15 protein-coding genes and 1 tRNA gene are annotated in these 16,677 nt (G+C 66.3%); all 16 read left to right on the forward strand.

Translation table 11 applies throughout. From position 1 onward, the window contains the following. Positions 1–134 precede the first annotated feature (134 nt). The 16 genes from ACIGJD_RS05760 (at position 135) to ACIGJD_RS05835 (ending at position 16,463) form a co-directional block, all read left to right on the forward strand. Positions 135–1,706 carry an ABC transporter ATP-binding protein gene (locus ACIGJD_RS05760; RefSeq protein WP_483688697.1) on the forward strand — a complete coding sequence of 524 codons (1,572 nt, stop codon included), beginning with the start codon at positions 135–137 and terminating at the stop codon, positions 1,704–1,706. Beyond that, a complete protein-coding gene (locus ACIGJD_RS05765) occupies positions 1,699–3,081 on the forward strand; it encodes an ABC transporter permease (protein WP_483688698.1) in 1,383 nt (460 codons plus the stop codon). Before ACIGJD_RS05760 ends, ACIGJD_RS05765 begins: the two co-directional genes overlap by 8 nt. Then, a complete protein-coding gene (locus ACIGJD_RS05770) occupies positions 3,078–4,403 on the forward strand; it encodes an ABC transporter permease (protein WP_483688699.1) in 1,326 nt (441 codons plus the stop codon). The genes ACIGJD_RS05765 and ACIGJD_RS05770 overlap by 4 nt, the downstream gene beginning before the upstream one ends. Positions 4,404–4,408: 5 nt before the next feature. Then, positions 4,409–4,834: a cytidine deaminase gene (locus ACIGJD_RS05775; protein ID WP_483688700.1), complete on the forward strand. Its 426-nt coding sequence runs from the start codon at positions 4,409–4,411 to the stop codon at positions 4,832–4,834. After that, positions 4,831–6,162, forward strand: a complete 1,332-nt coding sequence (locus tag ACIGJD_RS05780) for a thymidine phosphorylase (RefSeq protein ID WP_483688701.1) — start codon at positions 4,831–4,833, stop codon at positions 6,160–6,162. Before ACIGJD_RS05775 ends, ACIGJD_RS05780 begins: the two co-directional genes overlap by 4 nt. Before the next feature lie 6 nt (positions 6,163–6,168). Then, complete coding sequence (locus tag ACIGJD_RS05785; RefSeq protein ID WP_483688702.1) at positions 6,169–6,798, forward strand: DedA family protein; 630 nt, start codon at positions 6,169–6,171, stop codon at positions 6,796–6,798. Positions 6,799–6,932: 134 nt separating this feature from the next. Then, the gene (locus ACIGJD_RS05790) at positions 6,933–7,658 is read left to right on the forward strand and encodes a DedA family protein (RefSeq protein WP_483688703.1); all 726 of its coding nucleotides are present in this window, start codon (positions 6,933–6,935) and stop codon (positions 7,656–7,658) included. A 53-nt stretch (positions 7,659–7,711) separates the two neighbouring features. After that, positions 7,712–8,848, forward strand: coding sequence for an adenosine deaminase (locus tag ACIGJD_RS05795; protein WP_142130696.1), 1,137 nt, complete (start codon positions 7,712–7,714; stop codon positions 8,846–8,848). 61 nt (positions 8,849–8,909) lie between these two features. Then, positions 8,910–9,500 (forward strand): MazG nucleotide pyrophosphohydrolase domain-containing protein, encoded by a 591-nt coding sequence (locus ACIGJD_RS05800; protein ID WP_483688704.1) that lies wholly within the window; start codon positions 8,910–8,912, stop codon positions 9,498–9,500. Between the two features lie 118 nt (positions 9,501–9,618). Next, the gene (gene eno / locus ACIGJD_RS05805; RefSeq protein WP_142130695.1) at positions 9,619–10,899 is read left to right on the forward strand and encodes a phosphopyruvate hydratase; all 1,281 of its coding nucleotides are present in this window, start codon (positions 9,619–9,621) and stop codon (positions 10,897–10,899) included. 136 nt (positions 10,900–11,035) lie between these two features. Next, positions 11,036–11,722, forward strand: coding sequence for an FtsB family cell division protein (locus tag ACIGJD_RS05810; RefSeq protein ID WP_483688705.1), 687 nt, complete (start codon positions 11,036–11,038; stop codon positions 11,720–11,722). 28 nt (positions 11,723–11,750) lie between these two features. Beyond that, the gene (locus tag ACIGJD_RS05815) at positions 11,751–12,422 is read left to right on the forward strand and encodes a DUF501 domain-containing protein (protein WP_483688706.1); all 672 of its coding nucleotides are present in this window, start codon (positions 11,751–11,753) and stop codon (positions 12,420–12,422) included. Next, entirely contained in the window at positions 12,419–13,366 is a 948-nt protein-coding gene (locus ACIGJD_RS05820) for a Ppx/GppA phosphatase family protein (protein WP_483688707.1), read from the forward strand. Before ACIGJD_RS05815 ends, ACIGJD_RS05820 begins: the two co-directional genes overlap by 4 nt. Before the next feature lie 4 nt (positions 13,367–13,370). Then, positions 13,371–14,774, forward strand: a complete 1,404-nt coding sequence (locus ACIGJD_RS05825; protein ID WP_483688708.1) for a S8 family serine peptidase — start codon at positions 13,371–13,373, stop codon at positions 14,772–14,774. A gap of 34 nt (positions 14,775–14,808) precedes the next feature. Then, on the forward strand, positions 14,809–16,272 hold the full coding sequence (locus ACIGJD_RS05830) for an NAD(P)/FAD-dependent oxidoreductase (RefSeq protein ID WP_142130690.1): 1,464 nt from the start codon (positions 14,809–14,811) through the stop codon (positions 16,270–16,272). A 117-nt stretch (positions 16,273–16,389) separates the two neighbouring features. Then, positions 16,390–16,463: transfer RNA gene (locus ACIGJD_RS05835), tRNA-Leu, on the forward strand. The last annotated feature ends 214 nt before the right edge of the window (positions 16,464–16,677 follow it).

The raw sequence follows: 16,677 nt of genomic DNA on the forward strand, positions 1-16,677 counted from the left end.
CGGTGGCGCTTTTTGCTGGCCGAACGTTTACCGCGCACGGCCGGCTCCTCCCGGGACTGCAGCCACTAGGCTGGTGCTGCAGCCACATATCCCGCCCGGTCTGATCACCGGGCGCTTCGAGATTGGTCAGAGTTTTGAAACTTGAGCTTCGAGGGATCACTAAACGCTTTGGCACGCTGCTGGCCAACGACCACATCGACGTGGTGGTTGAGCCGGGACAGATCCACTGCCTCCTTGGAGAAAACGGGGCGGGCAAGTCCACCCTGATGAACGTGCTCTACGGGCTCTACGAGCCCACCGAGGGCGAAATCCTCGTCGATGACAAGCCCGTCAGCTTCCGCGGCCCGGGCGACGCCATGGCCGCGGGCATCGGCATGGTGCACCAGCACTTCATGCTGGTGCCGGTGTTCACCGTGGCGGAAAACGTTGCACTCGGTGCCGAGCCCACCAAAGCCGCAGGCTTCCTCAACCTGGACCAAACCAGGCAGCGCATCAAGGAAATTTCAGACCAATACGGCTTCGACGTGGACCCGGACGCCCTGGTGGAGGACCTGCCGGTGGGCGTGCAGCAAAGGGTCGAAATCATCAAGGCCCTGGTGCGCAACGCCAAGGTCCTCATCCTCGACGAACCCACGGCCGTACTGACGCCACAGGAGACCGACGAACTCCTGGACATCATGCGCCAGCTCAAGTCGCGCGGCACCTCCATCGTGTTCATCTCGCACAAGCTGCGCGAGGTCAAGGAAGTTTCGGACACCATCACCGTGATCCGGCGTGGCAAGGTGGTAGGCACCGCGGATCCTGCCGCTTCCACCACCGAACTCGCCTCAATGATGGTGGGCCGGGCCGTCAGCCTGAACCTGGACAAAGCCCCTGCCCAGCCCAAGGAAACCACATTCGAAGTCAGCGACCTTACCGTCGTGGCGCCCAACGGCCAGCACGTGGTGGACCACCTCAGCTTCCACATCAAGCGCGGTGAGATCCTGGCCATCGCCGGGGTGCAGGGCAACGGGCAGACCGAACTCACCGAAGCCATCCTGGGCCTGCAGGACCGCGTTACCGGCTCCATCGTCCTGGACGGCAAGGAACTGGTGGGCCGGTCCGTCAAGGAAGTCCTGGACGCGGGGGTTGGCTTTGTTCCCGAAGACCGCACCGTGGACGGGCTGGTGGGCACCTTCTCCGTGGCCGAGAACCTGATCCTGGACCTTTATGACAAGCCGCCGTTCGCCAAGGGGATCAGCATGAGCCCGGCGAAAATCATGGAAAACGCCAAGGCACGCATCGGGGAATTCGACGTGCGCGCACCCTCCGCCGCATCCGCCGCGGGAACACTTTCCGGCGGCAACCAGCAAAAGCTCGTGATGGCCCGGGAACTGTCCCGCCCCTTGCGCCTGTTCATCGCCTCCCAGCCCACCCGCGGCGTGGACGTTGGCTCCATCGAGTTCCTGCACCGGCGGATCGTTGCCGAGCGTGACCAGGGAACCCCCGTGATGATCATTTCCACCGAGCTGGACGAAGTCATGGAACTGGCTGACCGCATCGCGGTGCTCTACAAGGGCAGGCTGGTGGGCACGGTTCCCTCCGGGACCAGCCGGGACATCCTGGGCCTCATGATGGCAGGCATACCGCCGGAAGAGCACGCACACACCCCGCAGGCCGGTACGCCGGCCCCCACCTCCAACGCCGAGGGAGCCGACCATGCCTGACCAGCCTTCCCCCAAGCATGCCCAAGAGAACCAGCAGGGTGCTGACACCACGCGGGATGCCGCGGCTCCGGCCGTCGAAGAAACAGCCGCGGTGGTGGCGGTGGACACTGCCGGCGGGGCCATGCAGCCCTCGGCGGTTCCGGCCACGGCCCAAAGCGGACAATTGCCGGGTGGCTCCGAGACCGTGCTGCGCCGGATCTTTACCGGCAGCGGCATGGTGTCGGTCCTGGCGGTGCTGCTGGCGCTGATCATCGGCGGCCTGCTCATCGCAATCACGGACAAGCAAGTGGCCACCACGTCCGGCTACTTCTTCGCCAGGCCCACGGACATGCTCACTGCGGTATGGAACGCCGCCACCCGCTCCTACATCGCACTGTTCCAGGGATCGGTGTTCAACCCCCGGGGCAACGGCGTGGCCGCGCAGTTTGCCCCCTTCATGGAAACCCTCACCATCGCCACGCCGCTGATCACTGCCGGCCTGGGCGTCGCGCTGGCCTTCCGGGCGGGCCTGTTCAACATCGGTGCACAGGGCCAGATCATCGTGGCAGGCATCCTGGCGGCCTGGGTGGGCTTCGCACTGCACCTGCCGTTCGGCCTGCACCTGCTGCTGGTGCTCGTGGCCGGAATCGTCGGTGGCGCCCTCTGGGCGGGACTGGTGGGCCTGCTGAAAGCCCGGACCGGAGCCCATGAAGTCATCCTGACCATCATGTTCAATTACATTGCGCTCTACTTCCTGCGCTACCTGCTGAACACCCCGGCATTCCAGCGTCCGGGGGAGTCCAACCCCATTTCACCCATCCTGGATCCCAGTGCTGTGTACCCGCAGATCCTGGGCAGCCAGTACCGGCTGCACCTGGGCTTCCTCCTGGCCATCGCCGCCACCGTCCTGGTTTGGTGGCTCCTGAACCGGTCCACGCTGGGCTTCGAGTTTCGGGCAGTGGGTGCCAACCCCAAGGCTGCGCAGACCGCCGGCATCAACGTCTCCCGCTCCACCATCCTGGTCATGGCCATCGCGGGCGGCTTGGCCGGCATGTCCGGCGTGGCGCAGGTTGCCGGCACCGAAAAGGTGCTGACCGACGGCGTGGCCGCCACGTACGGGTTTGACGCCATCACGGTTGCCCTGCTGGGGCGTTCGACGCCGTGGGGCACCTTCGCTGCCGGCCTGCTGTTCGGAGCCTTCCGCGCCGGGGCGGTCCAGATGCAGATCCAGACCGGCACCCCCATCGACATCGTCCTGGTGGTCCAGTCCCTAATTGTCCTTTTCATCGCCGCACCGCCGCTGGTCCGGGCCGTTTTCGGCCTGAATCCCCGGCGCAGGAAGCCCGCGCGCGCAGCCAAGTCCGGGCAGGCAGCCACAACCGGAGGTGCCGCATGAGCACAGCAGTTTCATCGTCCAGGCCAGGCAACCCCCAGCCCGGTGGCTCCACGGCGGACACCCGCTCCGCGGCGCCTGCGGGCAAACCGGTCAGCTGGAAGACCCCCGTCCTGCTCACCGTGTTCGCGTTGATCTCCCTGGTGTTTTTCGGACTCCTGGCTCCCCAGCAGACGGCAAGCTTCGGCATCTCCACCGAGGGTGACTTCTTCCAGCTCCCGGCGCTGGAAATCAGCGCCTTTGCCGGCGGCATCACGCTGTCGGTACTCCTCGTTGCCTTGGCTGGTTACGCACTCTATTTGAAGACGAGGAACCAGCCTGTTCCCGGATGGCTGCCCGTCACGTTCATCGTGATCTTTGTGGCCGCGTTCCTTATCTGGGTGGTGGGCGGCGCCCGCACTCCCGCGATCTCGTTGGCTGGCCTCATCGCCGGGTCGGTCACGCTGGCCGTCCCACTCGTGTTCGGTTCGCTCTCCGGTGTCCTGTGCGAGCGCGTTGGAGTGGTGAACATCGCCATTGAAGGGCAACTCCTGGGCGGGGCCTTCACCGCGGCCATCGTTGCCAGCATGACCAAGAGTGCTTTGGTCGGGCTGCTGGCGGCCGCCATAGCCGGCGCGGTGGTGTCCATGGTCCTGGCGCTGTTCAGCATCAAGTACCTGGTTAACCAGATCATTGTCGGCGTCGTCCTGAACGTGCTGGTCTCCGGCGTGACCGGCTTCCTCTTCAGCACCGTCATGCAGGCCAACAAGGCCCAGTTCAACTCGCCGCCCGGCCTGGACGTCATCGACATTCCGGTCCTCTCCAGCATCCCGATCATCGGGCCAATCCTGTTCCGGCAGTCGTTGGTGGGATACCTCATGTACGTCGCCGTCGCGGTGGTCTGGGTGGGACTGTTCAAGACCAGGTGGGGCCTGCGTGTCCGCGCTGTGGGGGAGCACCCGCAGGCGGCGGACACCCTGGGCATCAACGTCAACGCCACCCGGTTCTGGAACGTCACCCTTGGCGGTGCCGTCGCCGGCATCGGCGGCTCGTTCTTCACCCTTGTCGCCATCGACAGCTTCACCAAGGAAATTTCCGGAGGCCGCGGCTTCATTGCCTTGGCCGCCCTGATCTTCGGACGCTGGAACCCGGTGGGTGCCTTCTTCGCCGCCCTCCTGTTCGGATTCGCCGATAACCTGCAGAGCATCGTCACCATCATCGGCACGCCCGTGCCCAGCCAGTTCATGGCCATGCTGCCCTACCTGGTCACCGTGCTCGCAGTCGCCGGCCTGGTGGGCAAATCCAGGGGACCGGCCGCCAGCGGCATCCCCTACGTCAAGGGATGACCGCTATGGAAAATGCACAGCTGGACAACAACGCACAGGCTGTGGACTGGGCAGCCCTGGAGGCAGCGGCAGTCGCCGCCATGAAGAATGCCTACGCCCCGTACTCGAAGTTCCCGGTAGGCGCTGCGGCGCTCACCGGGGACGGCAGGATCGTCAGTGGCTGCAACGTGGAGAACGCCAGCTACGGGCTCACCCTCTGCGCCGAATGTGCCCTGGTGGGGAACCTGCAGATGACCGGCGGCGGCCTGCTGCGGGCGTTCTATTGCGTGGACGGGGAGGGAAACGTCCTTATGCCCTGTGGCCGGTGCCGCCAGCTGCTGTACGAATTCCGTGCCCCGGACATGCAGCTTATGACTACCCAAGGCATCAAAACCATGGACCAGGTGCTGCCCGACGCTTTTGGTCCAGAACACCTGGAGGAGACCCGGTGACCGAGAACCGAACACCGAACAGCACCGCCGAAGCGTTCGACGCCGTCGACATCATCCGCACCAAGCGGGACAAGGGGACGCTGAGCCCCGAGCAGATCGACTGGACCATCGACGCCTACACCCGCGGGGCCATTGCTGACGAGCAGATGGCGGCCCTGAACATGGCCATCCTGCTCAACGGCATGGACCGGGCCGAAATTGCCCGCTGGACGGCGGCCATGATCGCCTCCGGTGAGCGGATGGATTTCTCCAGCCTCCGGCGTCCCGACGGCGGCCTGAAGTACACCACGGACAAGCACTCCACGGGTGGGGTGGGGGACAAGATCACCCTGCCGCTGGCCCCGCTGGTGGCGGTGTTCGGCGTCGCAGTGCCGCAGCTGTCCGGACGGGGCCTGGGCCACACCGGGGGCACTCTGGACAAGTTGGAATCGATCCCCGGCTGGCGGGCCAACCTCAGCAACGATGAGATCCTTGCCCAGCTCCAGGATGTGGGCGCGGTGATTTGTGCCGCCGGTGCGGGCCTGGCCCCCGCGGACAAGAAGCTGTACGCGCTGCGGGATGTCACCGGCACGGTGGAGGCCATCCCGCTGATCGCGTCATCGATCATGAGCAAGAAGATCGCCGAGGGCACCGGTTCGCTGGTCCTGGACGTCAAGGTGGGCAGCGGCGCGTTCATGAAGGACGAAGCAAAGGCCCGCGAACTCGCCGAAACCATGGTGGCTCTCGGCAAGGACGCCGGAGTCAACACCGTTGCGCTGCTGACCAACATGGACACCCCGCTTGGCCTCACTGCCGGCAACGCCATCGAAGTGGAGGAATCGCTGGAGGTCCTGGCCGGCGGCGGTCCTGATGACGTGGTGGAGCTGACAGTGCGGCTCGCCGAAGAAATGCTCTCCGCAGCGGGAGTGCACGACGCCGATCCCGCAACCGCCCTGAAGGACGGCAGGGCCATGGACGTCTGGAACCGGATGATCTCGGCCCAGGGCGGCGACCCGCGGGCATCCCTGCCGGTGGCCAGGGAATCCGAAGTTGTGTATGCCCCTGCCGATGGGGTGCTGGTGGAACTGGACGCGCTCGCCGTTGGCGTAGCCGCGTGGCGCCTGGGTGCCGGCCGCGCACGGAAGGAGGACCCGGTGCAGGCCGGGGCGGGAGTGCGCATGCACGCCAAGCCGGGTGCCACAGTCCGCGCAGGGGAGCCGCTGATGACGCTGCTCACCGATACTCCGGAGCGGTTCGCCCGTGCACGCGAGGCACTGGAACACGCCGTGGTTATCGCTCCGGAAGGTTCACGGCCTGCCCAGCAGCTCATCATCGACCGCATAGCGTAGGGACCCATGCAGGCCATCAATGACTTCATCCTCGCCGCCGCAGGACAGCCATGGGTGCTGGTCCTCGTGCTGGCCTGCTGCATCATTGACGGCTTTTTTCCGCCAGTCCCCAGCGAGTCCGTGGTGGTGGGCCTCGCGGCGGTAGCGGCCACCGCAGAGGTTCCCAACCCGCTGCTCCTGGCCGTGGTGGCTGCAGCCGGGGCCTTCTCCGGGGACAACGTCGCCTACCTCCTGGGACGCCGTGTGGGCACCACACGATGGGCGTGGATGCGCGGCCCGCGCATGCAGGCCGCTTTCCGTTGGGCAGGCCGTGAGCTGCGGAAGCGGCCGGCGTCGCTGATCCTGGTGGCGCGCTTCGTCCCGATCGGCAGGGTTGCCGTCAACCTCACCGCCGGGGTCACCCACTATCCCCATCTGCGGTTCGTGGGGCTGACCGTCCTTTCCGCCAGCCTGTGGGCCACCTACTCGGTGGCGATCGGACTGTTCTTCGGCCAGTGGTTTGAGGACAACCACCTCCTGGGTGCCGCAATCGCCATCGTCTGCGCCGTGGCGCTGGGCATTGTGGTGGACCTGGTGATCAACAAATTCCGCGGCAAACCCAACGTGGTGGAACGGATCCGGGAACCCGGGGCCTGACCGGCGCGTTTAAGGGGTAATTCCGGGCATTGGGGCGTAGCGGACAGGCCCCGGCGCGTGGGACACTTAGGAACGATTTCCGCTTTGGCTGCGGCACATTGGCTGTGTCATTTTTCATACAGGAGCAACACCGCGTGGAGTTTATTAATGAGGCCGTGCTCCATGCAGCGGGCCAGTGGTGGATCTACCCCGTCCTGCTGGTGTTCTTCTTCGTGGACGGCTTCGCCATGGTGGTCCCCAGCGAGACCCTCATCGTCGCTCTTGCTGCGTTCTCCCGGCACAGCGGCGAACCCAACCTCTGGATCCTGGGTGTCACGGCGCTGGTCGGCGCCATCGCCGGGGACAACATGGCCTACATGCTCGGCCGCAGGATCGGCCTGGACCGGTGGGGGTGGATGCGCAAGCCCAAGGTCCGGAAAGTTTTCGCATGGGCCCGCTATGAGCTTGAAAAGCGCGGGGCTGTGCTGATCTTCACTGCCCGCTACATCCCCTGGGGCCGGGTGGCCGTCAACTACGTCGCCGGCAGCACAGGTTTCTCGCACCGCAGGTTCTTTGTGTTCGACGCCTTCGCCTGCCTTACCTGGGTGGGCTACTCCCTCGGCATCGGCCTGCTGGCCAGCTCCTTCCCGTGGCTTCACCACAACCCGCTGCTCAGCGCGGGCATCGCAGTCGTGTTCGCCATCGTCCTGGGCGTCGTCATCGACCACCTGCTGCGCTGGTGGCACAAACGGCTGGGACGTGACGATACGCCGGACGCGGACGGCTGGAGCGAAGGATCCTCCGGCTCCGGCCACGAGGGCCGGCCCGGCACGCAGGCCTTCGTGGTGCCGTCGGCAGAGGCGGGCCCCGCCGCCAAGTAGCAGCCGGCTTTGGACGGCTGGCTTTGAACTCCGCCCCACCCTAAGGTGGGAACGTGACTGAGCCCATTGTTGACGCCGCCCCTGCCATCGATTTTGACCTGAAGAGCCTGCCCAAGGTTTCCCTGCACGACCACTTGGACGGAGGACTCCGCCCGGCCACCATCATCGAGCTGGCAGAAGCCGTTGGCCACACGCTGCCTTCAACGGATCCGGTGGCACTGGGGCAGTGGTTCCGCGAATCAGCAGACTCCGGCTCACTGGTCCGCTACCTGGAGACGTTCGACCACACGGTAGCCGTCATGCAGACCTATGACGGCCTGTTCCGGGTGGCGAAGGAATTCGTGGAGGACCTCGCAGACGACGGCGTGGTGTACGGCGAAGTCAGGTGGGCACCTGAGCAGCACCTCCAGAAGGGGCTCAGCCTGGATGAAGTCGTCGAAGCTGTGCAGGAAGGACTGGAGGCCGGTGTCGAGGCCGTGTCCGAGACCGGCCGCGAGATCCAGGTGGGCCAGCTGATCACCGCCATGCGCCACGCCGACCGCGGCCAGGAGATCGCCGAACTGGCCATCCGCCACCGCAACAAGGGCGCCGTGGGCTTTGACATCGCCGGCGCCGAGGACGGCTTCCTGCCCAGCCGCTTCAAGGACGCTTTCACGTACCTTGCCCAGCACAATTTCCCCGCCACCGTGCACGCCGGTGAAGCAGCCGGGCTGGAGAGCATCCAGTCGGCCCTGGTGGACGGCCGCGCCCTGCGGCTGGGCCACGGCGTCCGCATCGCCGAGGACATCATGGTGGAGTTCGACGACGACGAGGAAGCGGGGGACACCGTTGGCCTGGTCACCCTTGGCGATCTCTCCAGCTGGGTCCGTGACCGCGGCATCGCCCTGGAAATCTGCCCCTCCTCCAACCTCCAGACCGGCGCGATCGCTGAATTCGGCGAAGGGATCGAAAGCCACCCGCTGGACATGCTCTACCAGCTGGGCTTCAACGTCACCATCAACACCGACAACCGCCTGATGAGCGGTGTCACCCTGACGGACGAGTTCAACCTGCTGGTGGAAACCTTCGACTACGACCTCGACGACCTGCTCGAGCTCACCCTCAACGCCGCCGAGGCGTCCTTCCTGCCGCTGGAGGAAAAGGAAGCGCTGGTGGAATACATCAACGACGCCTACGCCAACCTTGGCTGACCAAACACCCATTGAACGCCTGGTCACAGTGCTGGCGCAGTTGCGCCAGCACTGTCCCTGGATGGGCGCACTGACCCACGCATCGCTGGTGGAGTACCTCCTTGAGGAGGCCTATGAGGTGGCCGAAACCATCGAGGAGGGCCACCCGGACGCCGAGCTTCAGGGCGAGCTGGGTGACGTCCTGCTCCAGGTAGTGCTCCACGCCCGTTTGGCAGAGGAGCGCGGCGCGTTCACGTTCGACGACGTGGCGCGCGGCCTGGGTGCCAAGATGGTCCGCCGCAACCCGCACGTCTTCAGGCCGGACGGGTCCCTGCAGGACAGCTTTCCCGCCACCGTGGCGGAGATCGAGCAGAAGTGGGATGCGGTCAAGCGGGCCGAACGCCCCGAGCGCCGCGGAGCCTTCGAAGGAATTCCGGAGGCCCTCCCTGCGCTTGCCAAAGCGCAAAAGTCGCTGGACCGCGCTGCCCGTGCCGGCCTGGAGCTGCCGGCGGGGGCGCCAATCCCCGAAAGCGAGGACGAGCTCGGAACCCTGCTGCTCGCCGTCGTGCGCTCCGCCCGGGACAACGGCATGGACGCCGAACGTGCCCTGCGGGCCGCCGTCCGCCGCTACCAGCGTGGCCAGGGGGACCAAAGTGACCACGCGCCATCATGACGTCCGGCCCGTGACCGGTTTGAGTAACCCGGAGCACTCTCGACTACGCTAGTCGGTGACGAGTACGTCGAGTTTTCTGCCTGATTCCCCCCGTTAATCGCCCATAAGGAGCAAATTCATGGCGCTTATCGATGCCATCCACGCCCGCGAGATCCTCGATTCCCGCGGCAACCCCACCGTAGAAGTTGAAGTCCTGCTGTCCGACGGCCAGATCGGCCGCGCGGCGGTTCCCTCCGGTGCCTCCACCGGTGAGCACGAGGCTGTCGAACTGCGCGACGGCGACAAGGGCCGCTACCTGGGCAAGGGCGTGCAGAAGGCCGTCGACGCTGTGATCGACCAGATTGCCCCCGCCCTGACCGGCTTCGACGCCACGGACCAGCGCAGCATCGACCAGGCCATGCTGGACCTGGACGGCACCCCCAACAAGGGCAAGCTGGGCGCGAACGCCATCCTGGGCGTCTCCCTGGCAGTCGCCAACGCAGCCGCAGCCTCCGCTGACCTGCCGCTCTACAAGTACCTGGGCGGCCCCAACGCGCACGTCCTGCCCGTGCCGCTGATGAACATCCTCAACGGTGGCTCCCACGCCGACTCCGACGTCGACATCCAGGAATTCATGATCGCCCCCATCGGCGCCGAAACCTTCTCCGAGGGCCTGCGCTGGGGCGTGGAGGTCTACCACAACCTCAAGTCCGTCCTGAAGGAGAAGGGCCTCTCCACCGGCCTCGGCGACGAGGGCGGCTTCGCCCCCAACCTGCCGTCCAACCGCGCCGCCCTGGACCTGATCCAGGAAGCCATCAAGAACGCCGGCTACACCCCGGGCAAGGACATCGCCCTGGCCCTGGATGTCGCCTCCTCCGAGTTCTACAAGGACGGTGCCTACCAGTTCGAAGGCAAGGCCCTGTCCGCCACCGAGATGAGCGCCTACTACGCCGAGCTCGTGGACGCCTACCCGCTGGTCTCCATCGAGGACCCGCTGGACGAGAACGACTGGGAAGGCTGGAAGACCCTCACCGACACCATCGGCGACAAGGTCCAGCTGGTGGGCGACGACCTGTTCGTCACCAACCCCGCCATCCTGCAGCGCGGCATCGACACCAAGACCGCCAACTCCCTGCTGGTCAAGGTCAACCAGATCGGCTCGCTGACCGAGACCCTGGATGCGGTCAGCCTCGCACAGCGCGCCGGTTACACCACCATCACCTCGCACCGCTCCGGCGAAACCGAGGACACCACCATCGCCGACATTGCGGTGGCCACCAACGCCGGCCAGATCAAGACCGGCGCCCCTGCCCGCTCCGAGCGCGTTGCCAAGTACAACCAGCTGCTGCGCATCGAAGAGGAACTGGACGACGCCGCACGCTACGCCGGACGCAGCGCCTTCCCGCGTTTCAAGGGCTAGTAACCGCCCAAACCCTTCCGCGGTGGCTATGGTTGAAAGACCATAGCCACCGCTGTTGTTTCCAGCAGCAGTTGTCCCAGAAGTGTTGTCCAGCACAGATAGTGGCGGCCCCGGCAGGCTGCGTTTCAGGAGTGTCATGGCTACCCGCCGCCCCAAAGTTCCCAAGGTCGCCCCCACCCGTCCAGCCAAGGAAACGGCCGACGACGGTCCCTCCGGCGGTGCCGACGTCATACGGGCGGATTTCCGGCCGGCCAAGGGAACGGCCGCCACGGACACGGCACGGCCAAAGGGTAACCATGGGCAAGGAGCTTCCGGCCAGTCCGGCGCCGGAAGGGCGGGGGATTCCGCCAAATCCAAGCCCGCCGCCGCACGCAAGGGCAGCAGTTCCACGGACAGCAAGGACACCCGGGCCAGCGAAGACGGGCAGCAGCACCCCGTCCCCGCCAAGGCGTTCTCCGGGCGCATGCTCGCGCTGGCCGTGGTGATGATTGCCATCACCATCATGCTCGCACCCACGGTGAAGATCTTCTTCGACAAGAAGGCCGAAATCGACGCGCTGCACGCCGATATCGCAGCCCGCCAGGCCGAAGGCGACGCCCTCCGCCAGCAGGTTTCGCGCTGGCAGGACCCCAACTACGTCAAGCAGCAGGCCCGCGACCGCATTAACATGGTTATGCCGGGCGAAACCGGCTACTGGGTTTTTGGCAGCGATGAGCCGGCCGGAGAAAGCAGTAGCCCCACCGGCGCAGCAGCACAAGACCCCGCCGATCTGCCGTGGGTGGATTCCCTGTGGGAGTCCATCCGGCGCGCGGCCACAGACTGAACCGCACAAGGAAGGACGGCCCGCGACAGTGGAACACAACACGGCAGCCGCCCGGGACGAATCCCGCCAACCGACAGCACACGACCTTGAAGTACTGAGCAGGCAGCTGGGACGTCCCGTCCGCGACGTCGTGGAAATTCCGGCACGCTGCATCTGCGGCAACCCCCTGGTGGCGGCCACCGCACCCCGCCTCAGCAACGGCACTCCGTTCCCCACCACCTTCTATCTGACGCACCCGGTGATTACGTCCGCGGTTTCCAGGCTTGAGGCGGCAGGGGTCATGAACACCATGAACGAACAGCTGGCCTCTGACGATGGCCTGGCTGCTGCCTACCGGGCAGCCCATGAGGAATACCTTGCCGCCCGCGAAGCCATCGGACACCGTTCGGGCATCGGCCCGGTTCCCGAGATCGACGGCGTCTCCGCCGGCGGGATGCCCACCCGCGTCAAGTGTCTGCACGTCCTGGTGGGCCACTCCCTGGCAGCGGGCACCGGCGTCAACCCCCTCGGCGACCAGGCGATCGGAATGATCAGCGAGTGGTGGACGGCGGACAAGTGCTACTGCGACGGCGCCTGGGACACCACGGGCGAGGCACCGTCCCGGGACCTCAGCCGCCACGGACCCCAGGGCCTGCCGGAAATCGTTGGCCGCCCTGCGCCCGTGCGGAAGTCCGCCGGCACTGCAGGGGCCGCCGAATGACCCGCGTAGCCGCCATTGACTGCGGCACCAACTCCATCCGGCTCCTGATCGCGGACATCCACCGCGGCAACGGCAGCGCAGGCCTCACCGACGTGGTCCGCGAGATGCGCGTGGTCCGGCTGGGCCAGGGCGTGGACGCCAGCGGCGAGCTGGCACCCGAGGCACTGGAACGGACCTTCGCCGCAACCGCCGACTATGCGCGCCTGATCAAGGAACACGGCGCAGAGCGGATCCGCTTCGTCGCTACCTCTGCCAGCCGCGACGCACGCAACCGGGACGTCTTCGTGGACGGGATCCGGGACCTGCTGGGCGTGGAACCGGAAGTCATCTCCGGGGACGAGGAGGCGGCGCTGTCTTTTGCCGGGGCCAGCAGCGTCCTGCCCATCCTGGACGGCCACCAGGTGCTGGTGGTGGATCTCGGCGGGGGAAGTACCGAGTTCGTCCTCGGCACAGTTGACGGCGTAACCGCGGCAAAGTCCGTGGATATTGGCTGCGTCCGCCTCACCGAACGGCACCTTCACGACGATCCACCCACCCCTGCGCAGATTGCGGCCGCGGAAGCCGACGTTGACGCCGCCATGGCCCGCGCCGGAAGCGACGTGCCGCTGGAACGCGCCACCGCCGTCGTCGGTGTTGCCGGGTCCGTCACCACTATCACCGCCCACGCGCTGCGCCTGCCGGAATATTCGCCGGACGCCATCCACGGCGCGGAACTGCCTGTCGCTGAGGTCCGCGCCGCCGCCACTGACCTCTTGACCATGACCCGGGACGAACGCTCGGCCCTGCCGTACATGCACCCAGGGCGGGTCGATGTCATCGGCGCCGGGGGACTGGTGTGGCGCCGGATCCTGGAACGGATGGGGGAGCTGACCGGCGGGAGGATTACCGCAGCCACGGCCAGCGAGCACGACATCCTCGACGGCATCGCACTGAGCATCGGGTAGGCCCATGTATTCCACAACAGCTTCCCTCCGCTTTTTGCCGCGGGCGGCGGCGGCCCTGATGTCCGTCCTCCTGGCTGCGTGCTGCCTTTGCGCCGGTCTCTTCACTGCACCCTCCGCCCGGGCCGATGAGTGGCGCGACAAGGAGTACTGGCTGGCAGATTCCGGCATCACCAAGGCCTGGGAAGTGTCAAAGGGCGCAGGCGTCAAGGTAGCCGTCATCGACAGCGGCATCGATGCCCAGCACCCGGACCTTAAAGGCGCCGTCGTTGGCGGTTACGATGCATCCGGCTCAGGCCAGCCCGACGGCCAAAAGAGCGTGGGCTCCAAGCCCGAACACGGCACCCTGGTGGCCACGATGCTTGCCGGCCGGGGCCACCAGCCGGCCAGCCCAAGCCCCAGCCCGGGACCGCCGGGTACACCGCCCGACGGCATCATGGGTGTGGCGCCGGAAGCACAGCTCCTTTCGGTCTCCACCTGGCTGGGCTCGCCCAACCCCTCGGGCAAGAGCGACCAGGACCAGATTCCCGAGGCCGTCCGGTGGGCCGTGGACAACGGCGCCAAGGTGATCAACATTTCGCTGGGCAGCACCACCCCGCAGTGGCCGCAAAGCTGGGACGCCGCCTTCCTGTACGCGGAACAGAAGGACGTGGTCATCGTTGCCGCGGCCGGCAACCGGGTGGGCGGCAACACCCAGGTGGGCGCCCCCGCCACCATCCCGGGCGTCCTGACCGTCGCCGGTCTGGACCGGAAGAACGTTGCCAGCGTTGACGCTTCGTCGCAGGGGATCAGCATCGGTGTGGCCGCGCCCGCCGAGAACCTCCTGGGCGGCCTGCCCGGTGGCGGCTACGCGGAGTGGGCCGGAACCTCCGGCTCCACCCCAATCGTCGCCGGCGTGGCCGCCCTGATCCGGTCCAAGTGGCCGGATATGAGTGCTGAACAGGTCATTAACAGGATCATCACCACGGCCAAGGACGCAGGAGCCCCGGGCAAGGACCCGCTGTACGGCTACGGCATCCTCAACGCCGAGGCAGCACTCAAGGCCGATGTTCCGCAGGTGTCGGTCAACCCGCTGGGCACCATCGCCGAGTGGATCCGCGTCCACAGGCGGGGAAACGCTGCTCCCGCAACCCCACTGCCAACCGCCACCCAGGTGCCCAGCGCCGCACCCACGCTGCCCGAGGCAACCGTTCCCGCTGCCAAGGCGCCGTCCCCCCGGGACAGTGCCATTGGCGCCGCCGTCGTGATCGGCTTTGCCGTCCTGTTTGTTGTGATCATCGCGGCAGCCGCCGTCCAGCTTCGCAGGGCCGCCCGCAACCCTGCCCTTACCGCAGAAGAACCCGACACAGGGGTGCTGGACAAGGTGCATCCAGCCAAAAATTCCAACGTTACAGACCATCGCCGAAGTTAGTGAAGATTTTCACAAACTGCGCTATCCTTAAACTATGGCAACCACCCCACAGCTCCAGGACCGTCCCAGGGTACTCGTCGTCGGCGGCGGGTACGTCGGCCTGTACGTAGCACTGAAACTGCAGAAGAAGATCGCGAATGCCGGTGGCATCGTCACCGTCGTTGATCCCCTGCCCTACATGACCTACCAGCCCTTCCTTCCGGAGGTTGCCGGCGGCAACATTGAAGCCCGCCACGCGGTGGTATCCCACCGCCAGCACCTCAAGCAGACGGAACTGATCCAGGGGCGCGTCACCTCGATCGACCACGTCAACCGCAAAGCTGTGGTGGCTCCCGCCGACGGCGGCGAAAACTTTGAGGTTCCCTACTTCGACGTCGTGCTCGCGGCCGGCGCCATCACCCGCACGTTCCCCATCAAGGGCCTGGCGGACAAGGGCATTGGCCTGAAGACCATCGAGGAAGCCGTTGCGCTGCGCAACAAGCTGCTCGAGCGCATCGAGGTTGCCTCCACCATGACGGACCCTGCCGCACGCGCCCGCGCCCTCACCTTCGTGGTGGTCGGCGGCGGCTTCGCCGGCATCGAGTGCATCACCGAGATGGAAGACCTCGCCCGCGCCGCAGTGCGCAACAACCCGCGCATCAAGCAGGAGGAAGTGCGCTTCGTCCTGGTCGAGGCCATGGGCCGCATCATGCCCGAGGTCACCGCACAGCAGGCCGACTGGGTGGTGGAACACCTGCGCAGCCGCGGCATCGAGGTCCTCCTCAACACCTCCCTGGACAGCGCCGAGGGCACCCTCAAGCTCATCAACCTTCCGGACAAGACCCCCGCCCAGGAATTCGAGGCGGACACCCTGGTATGGACCGCCGGCGTGCAGGCCAACCCCATGGTCCGCTCCACCGATTTCCCGCTCGAGCCCCGGGGCCGCGTCCGCGTCCTGCCGGACCTGCGCATCTCCGGCGACGAAGGCATCGTGGAGAACGCCTGGGCAGCCGGCGACATCGCCGCTGTTCCGGACCTCACCGGCAAGGGCCTGCCGGACGGCACCTGCGTTCCCAACGCCCAGCACGCCCTGCGCCAGGCCAAGCGCCTCGCCAAGAACCTGTGGGCTTCGCGCTGGGACAAGCCGCTGACCGACTACAAGCACAAGAACCTTGGTGCCGTGGCCGGCTTCGGCGAGTGGAAGGGCGTCGCCAACATCAACCTCCTGGGCCGCATCGGTCTCAAGGGAGCACCGGCCTGGCTGGCCCACCGCGGCTACCACGGCATGGCCATGCCCACGTTTGAGCGCAAGTTCCGCGTCATCCTCAACTGGATCATCGGCTTCTTCGCCGGCCGCGACACCACCCAGCTGATGGACCTGGACAACCCCCGCGGCGCCTTTGTCTCGGCAGCAACCCCGGCCCCGAAGCCTGCAGCTGCTCCGGCAGCCGTGCCTGCCGGTTCCGGTTCAACCGCTGCCGCAGCTCCCAAGGAGACCGTGGCGGCCAACGCGAAGTAGCGCGTCTGTTCCACCACGCTTCACGCGTACGACGGCGGCCGTCCCTTCCCGGGGCCGGCCGCCGTCGGCGTTTCCTGCCAAGGCACCCGTGGCAGGTTGCCGTACCATTGACCCGGCGCCCCAGTAGCCCAATTGGCAGAGGCAGCGGACTTAAAATCCGCGTGTTGTGGGTTCGAGTCCCACCTGGGGTACAACTGCCAGGCCCGCCACGATCAGCGCCGGCCATCAGGAAGCCGCCTGCAATTGCAGGCGGCTTCCTGCGTTTAATTCCGCATAGGCAACGACTGTTATAAGGCTGTGACCTCAGTCACTTAGCTTCGCTGCTGTCTATGCATTAGCTTGAACCTAAATCAGGAATACCTGGTCCAATTTTGGGCGCCTCGGCGCTCCATTGATCCGTTCGCG

Source organism: Arthrobacter sp. E1SS-5 (assembly GCF_057073715.1).

Coding starts and splice junctions, on each gene's coding strand:
- ACIGJD_RS05765 (WP_483688698.1), top strand. CDS start 1,699: ATGCCTGACCAGCCTTCCCCCAAGCATGCCCAAGAGAACCAGCAGGGT.
- ACIGJD_RS05770 (WP_483688699.1), top strand. CDS start 3,078: ATGAGCACAGCAGTTTCATCGTCCAGGCCAGGCAACCCCCAGCCCGGT.
- ACIGJD_RS05775 (WP_483688700.1), top strand. CDS start 4,409: ATGGAAAATGCACAGCTGGACAACAACGCACAGGCTGTGGACTGGGCA.
- ACIGJD_RS05785 (WP_483688702.1), top strand. CDS start 6,169: ATGCAGGCCATCAATGACTTCATCCTCGCCGCCGCAGGACAGCCATGG.
- ACIGJD_RS05800 (WP_483688704.1), top strand. CDS start 8,910: ATGGGCGCACTGACCCACGCATCGCTGGTGGAGTACCTCCTTGAGGAG.
- eno (WP_142130695.1), top strand. CDS start 9,619: ATGGCGCTTATCGATGCCATCCACGCCCGCGAGATCCTCGATTCCCGC.
- ACIGJD_RS05810 (WP_483688705.1), top strand. CDS start 11,036: ATGGCTACCCGCCGCCCCAAAGTTCCCAAGGTCGCCCCCACCCGTCCA.
- ACIGJD_RS05820 (WP_483688707.1), top strand. CDS start 12,419: ATGACCCGCGTAGCCGCCATTGACTGCGGCACCAACTCCATCCGGCTC.
- ACIGJD_RS05825 (WP_483688708.1), top strand. CDS start 13,371: ATGTATTCCACAACAGCTTCCCTCCGCTTTTTGCCGCGGGCGGCGGCG.
- ACIGJD_RS05830 (WP_142130690.1), top strand. CDS start 14,809: ATGGCAACCACCCCACAGCTCCAGGACCGTCCCAGGGTACTCGTCGTC.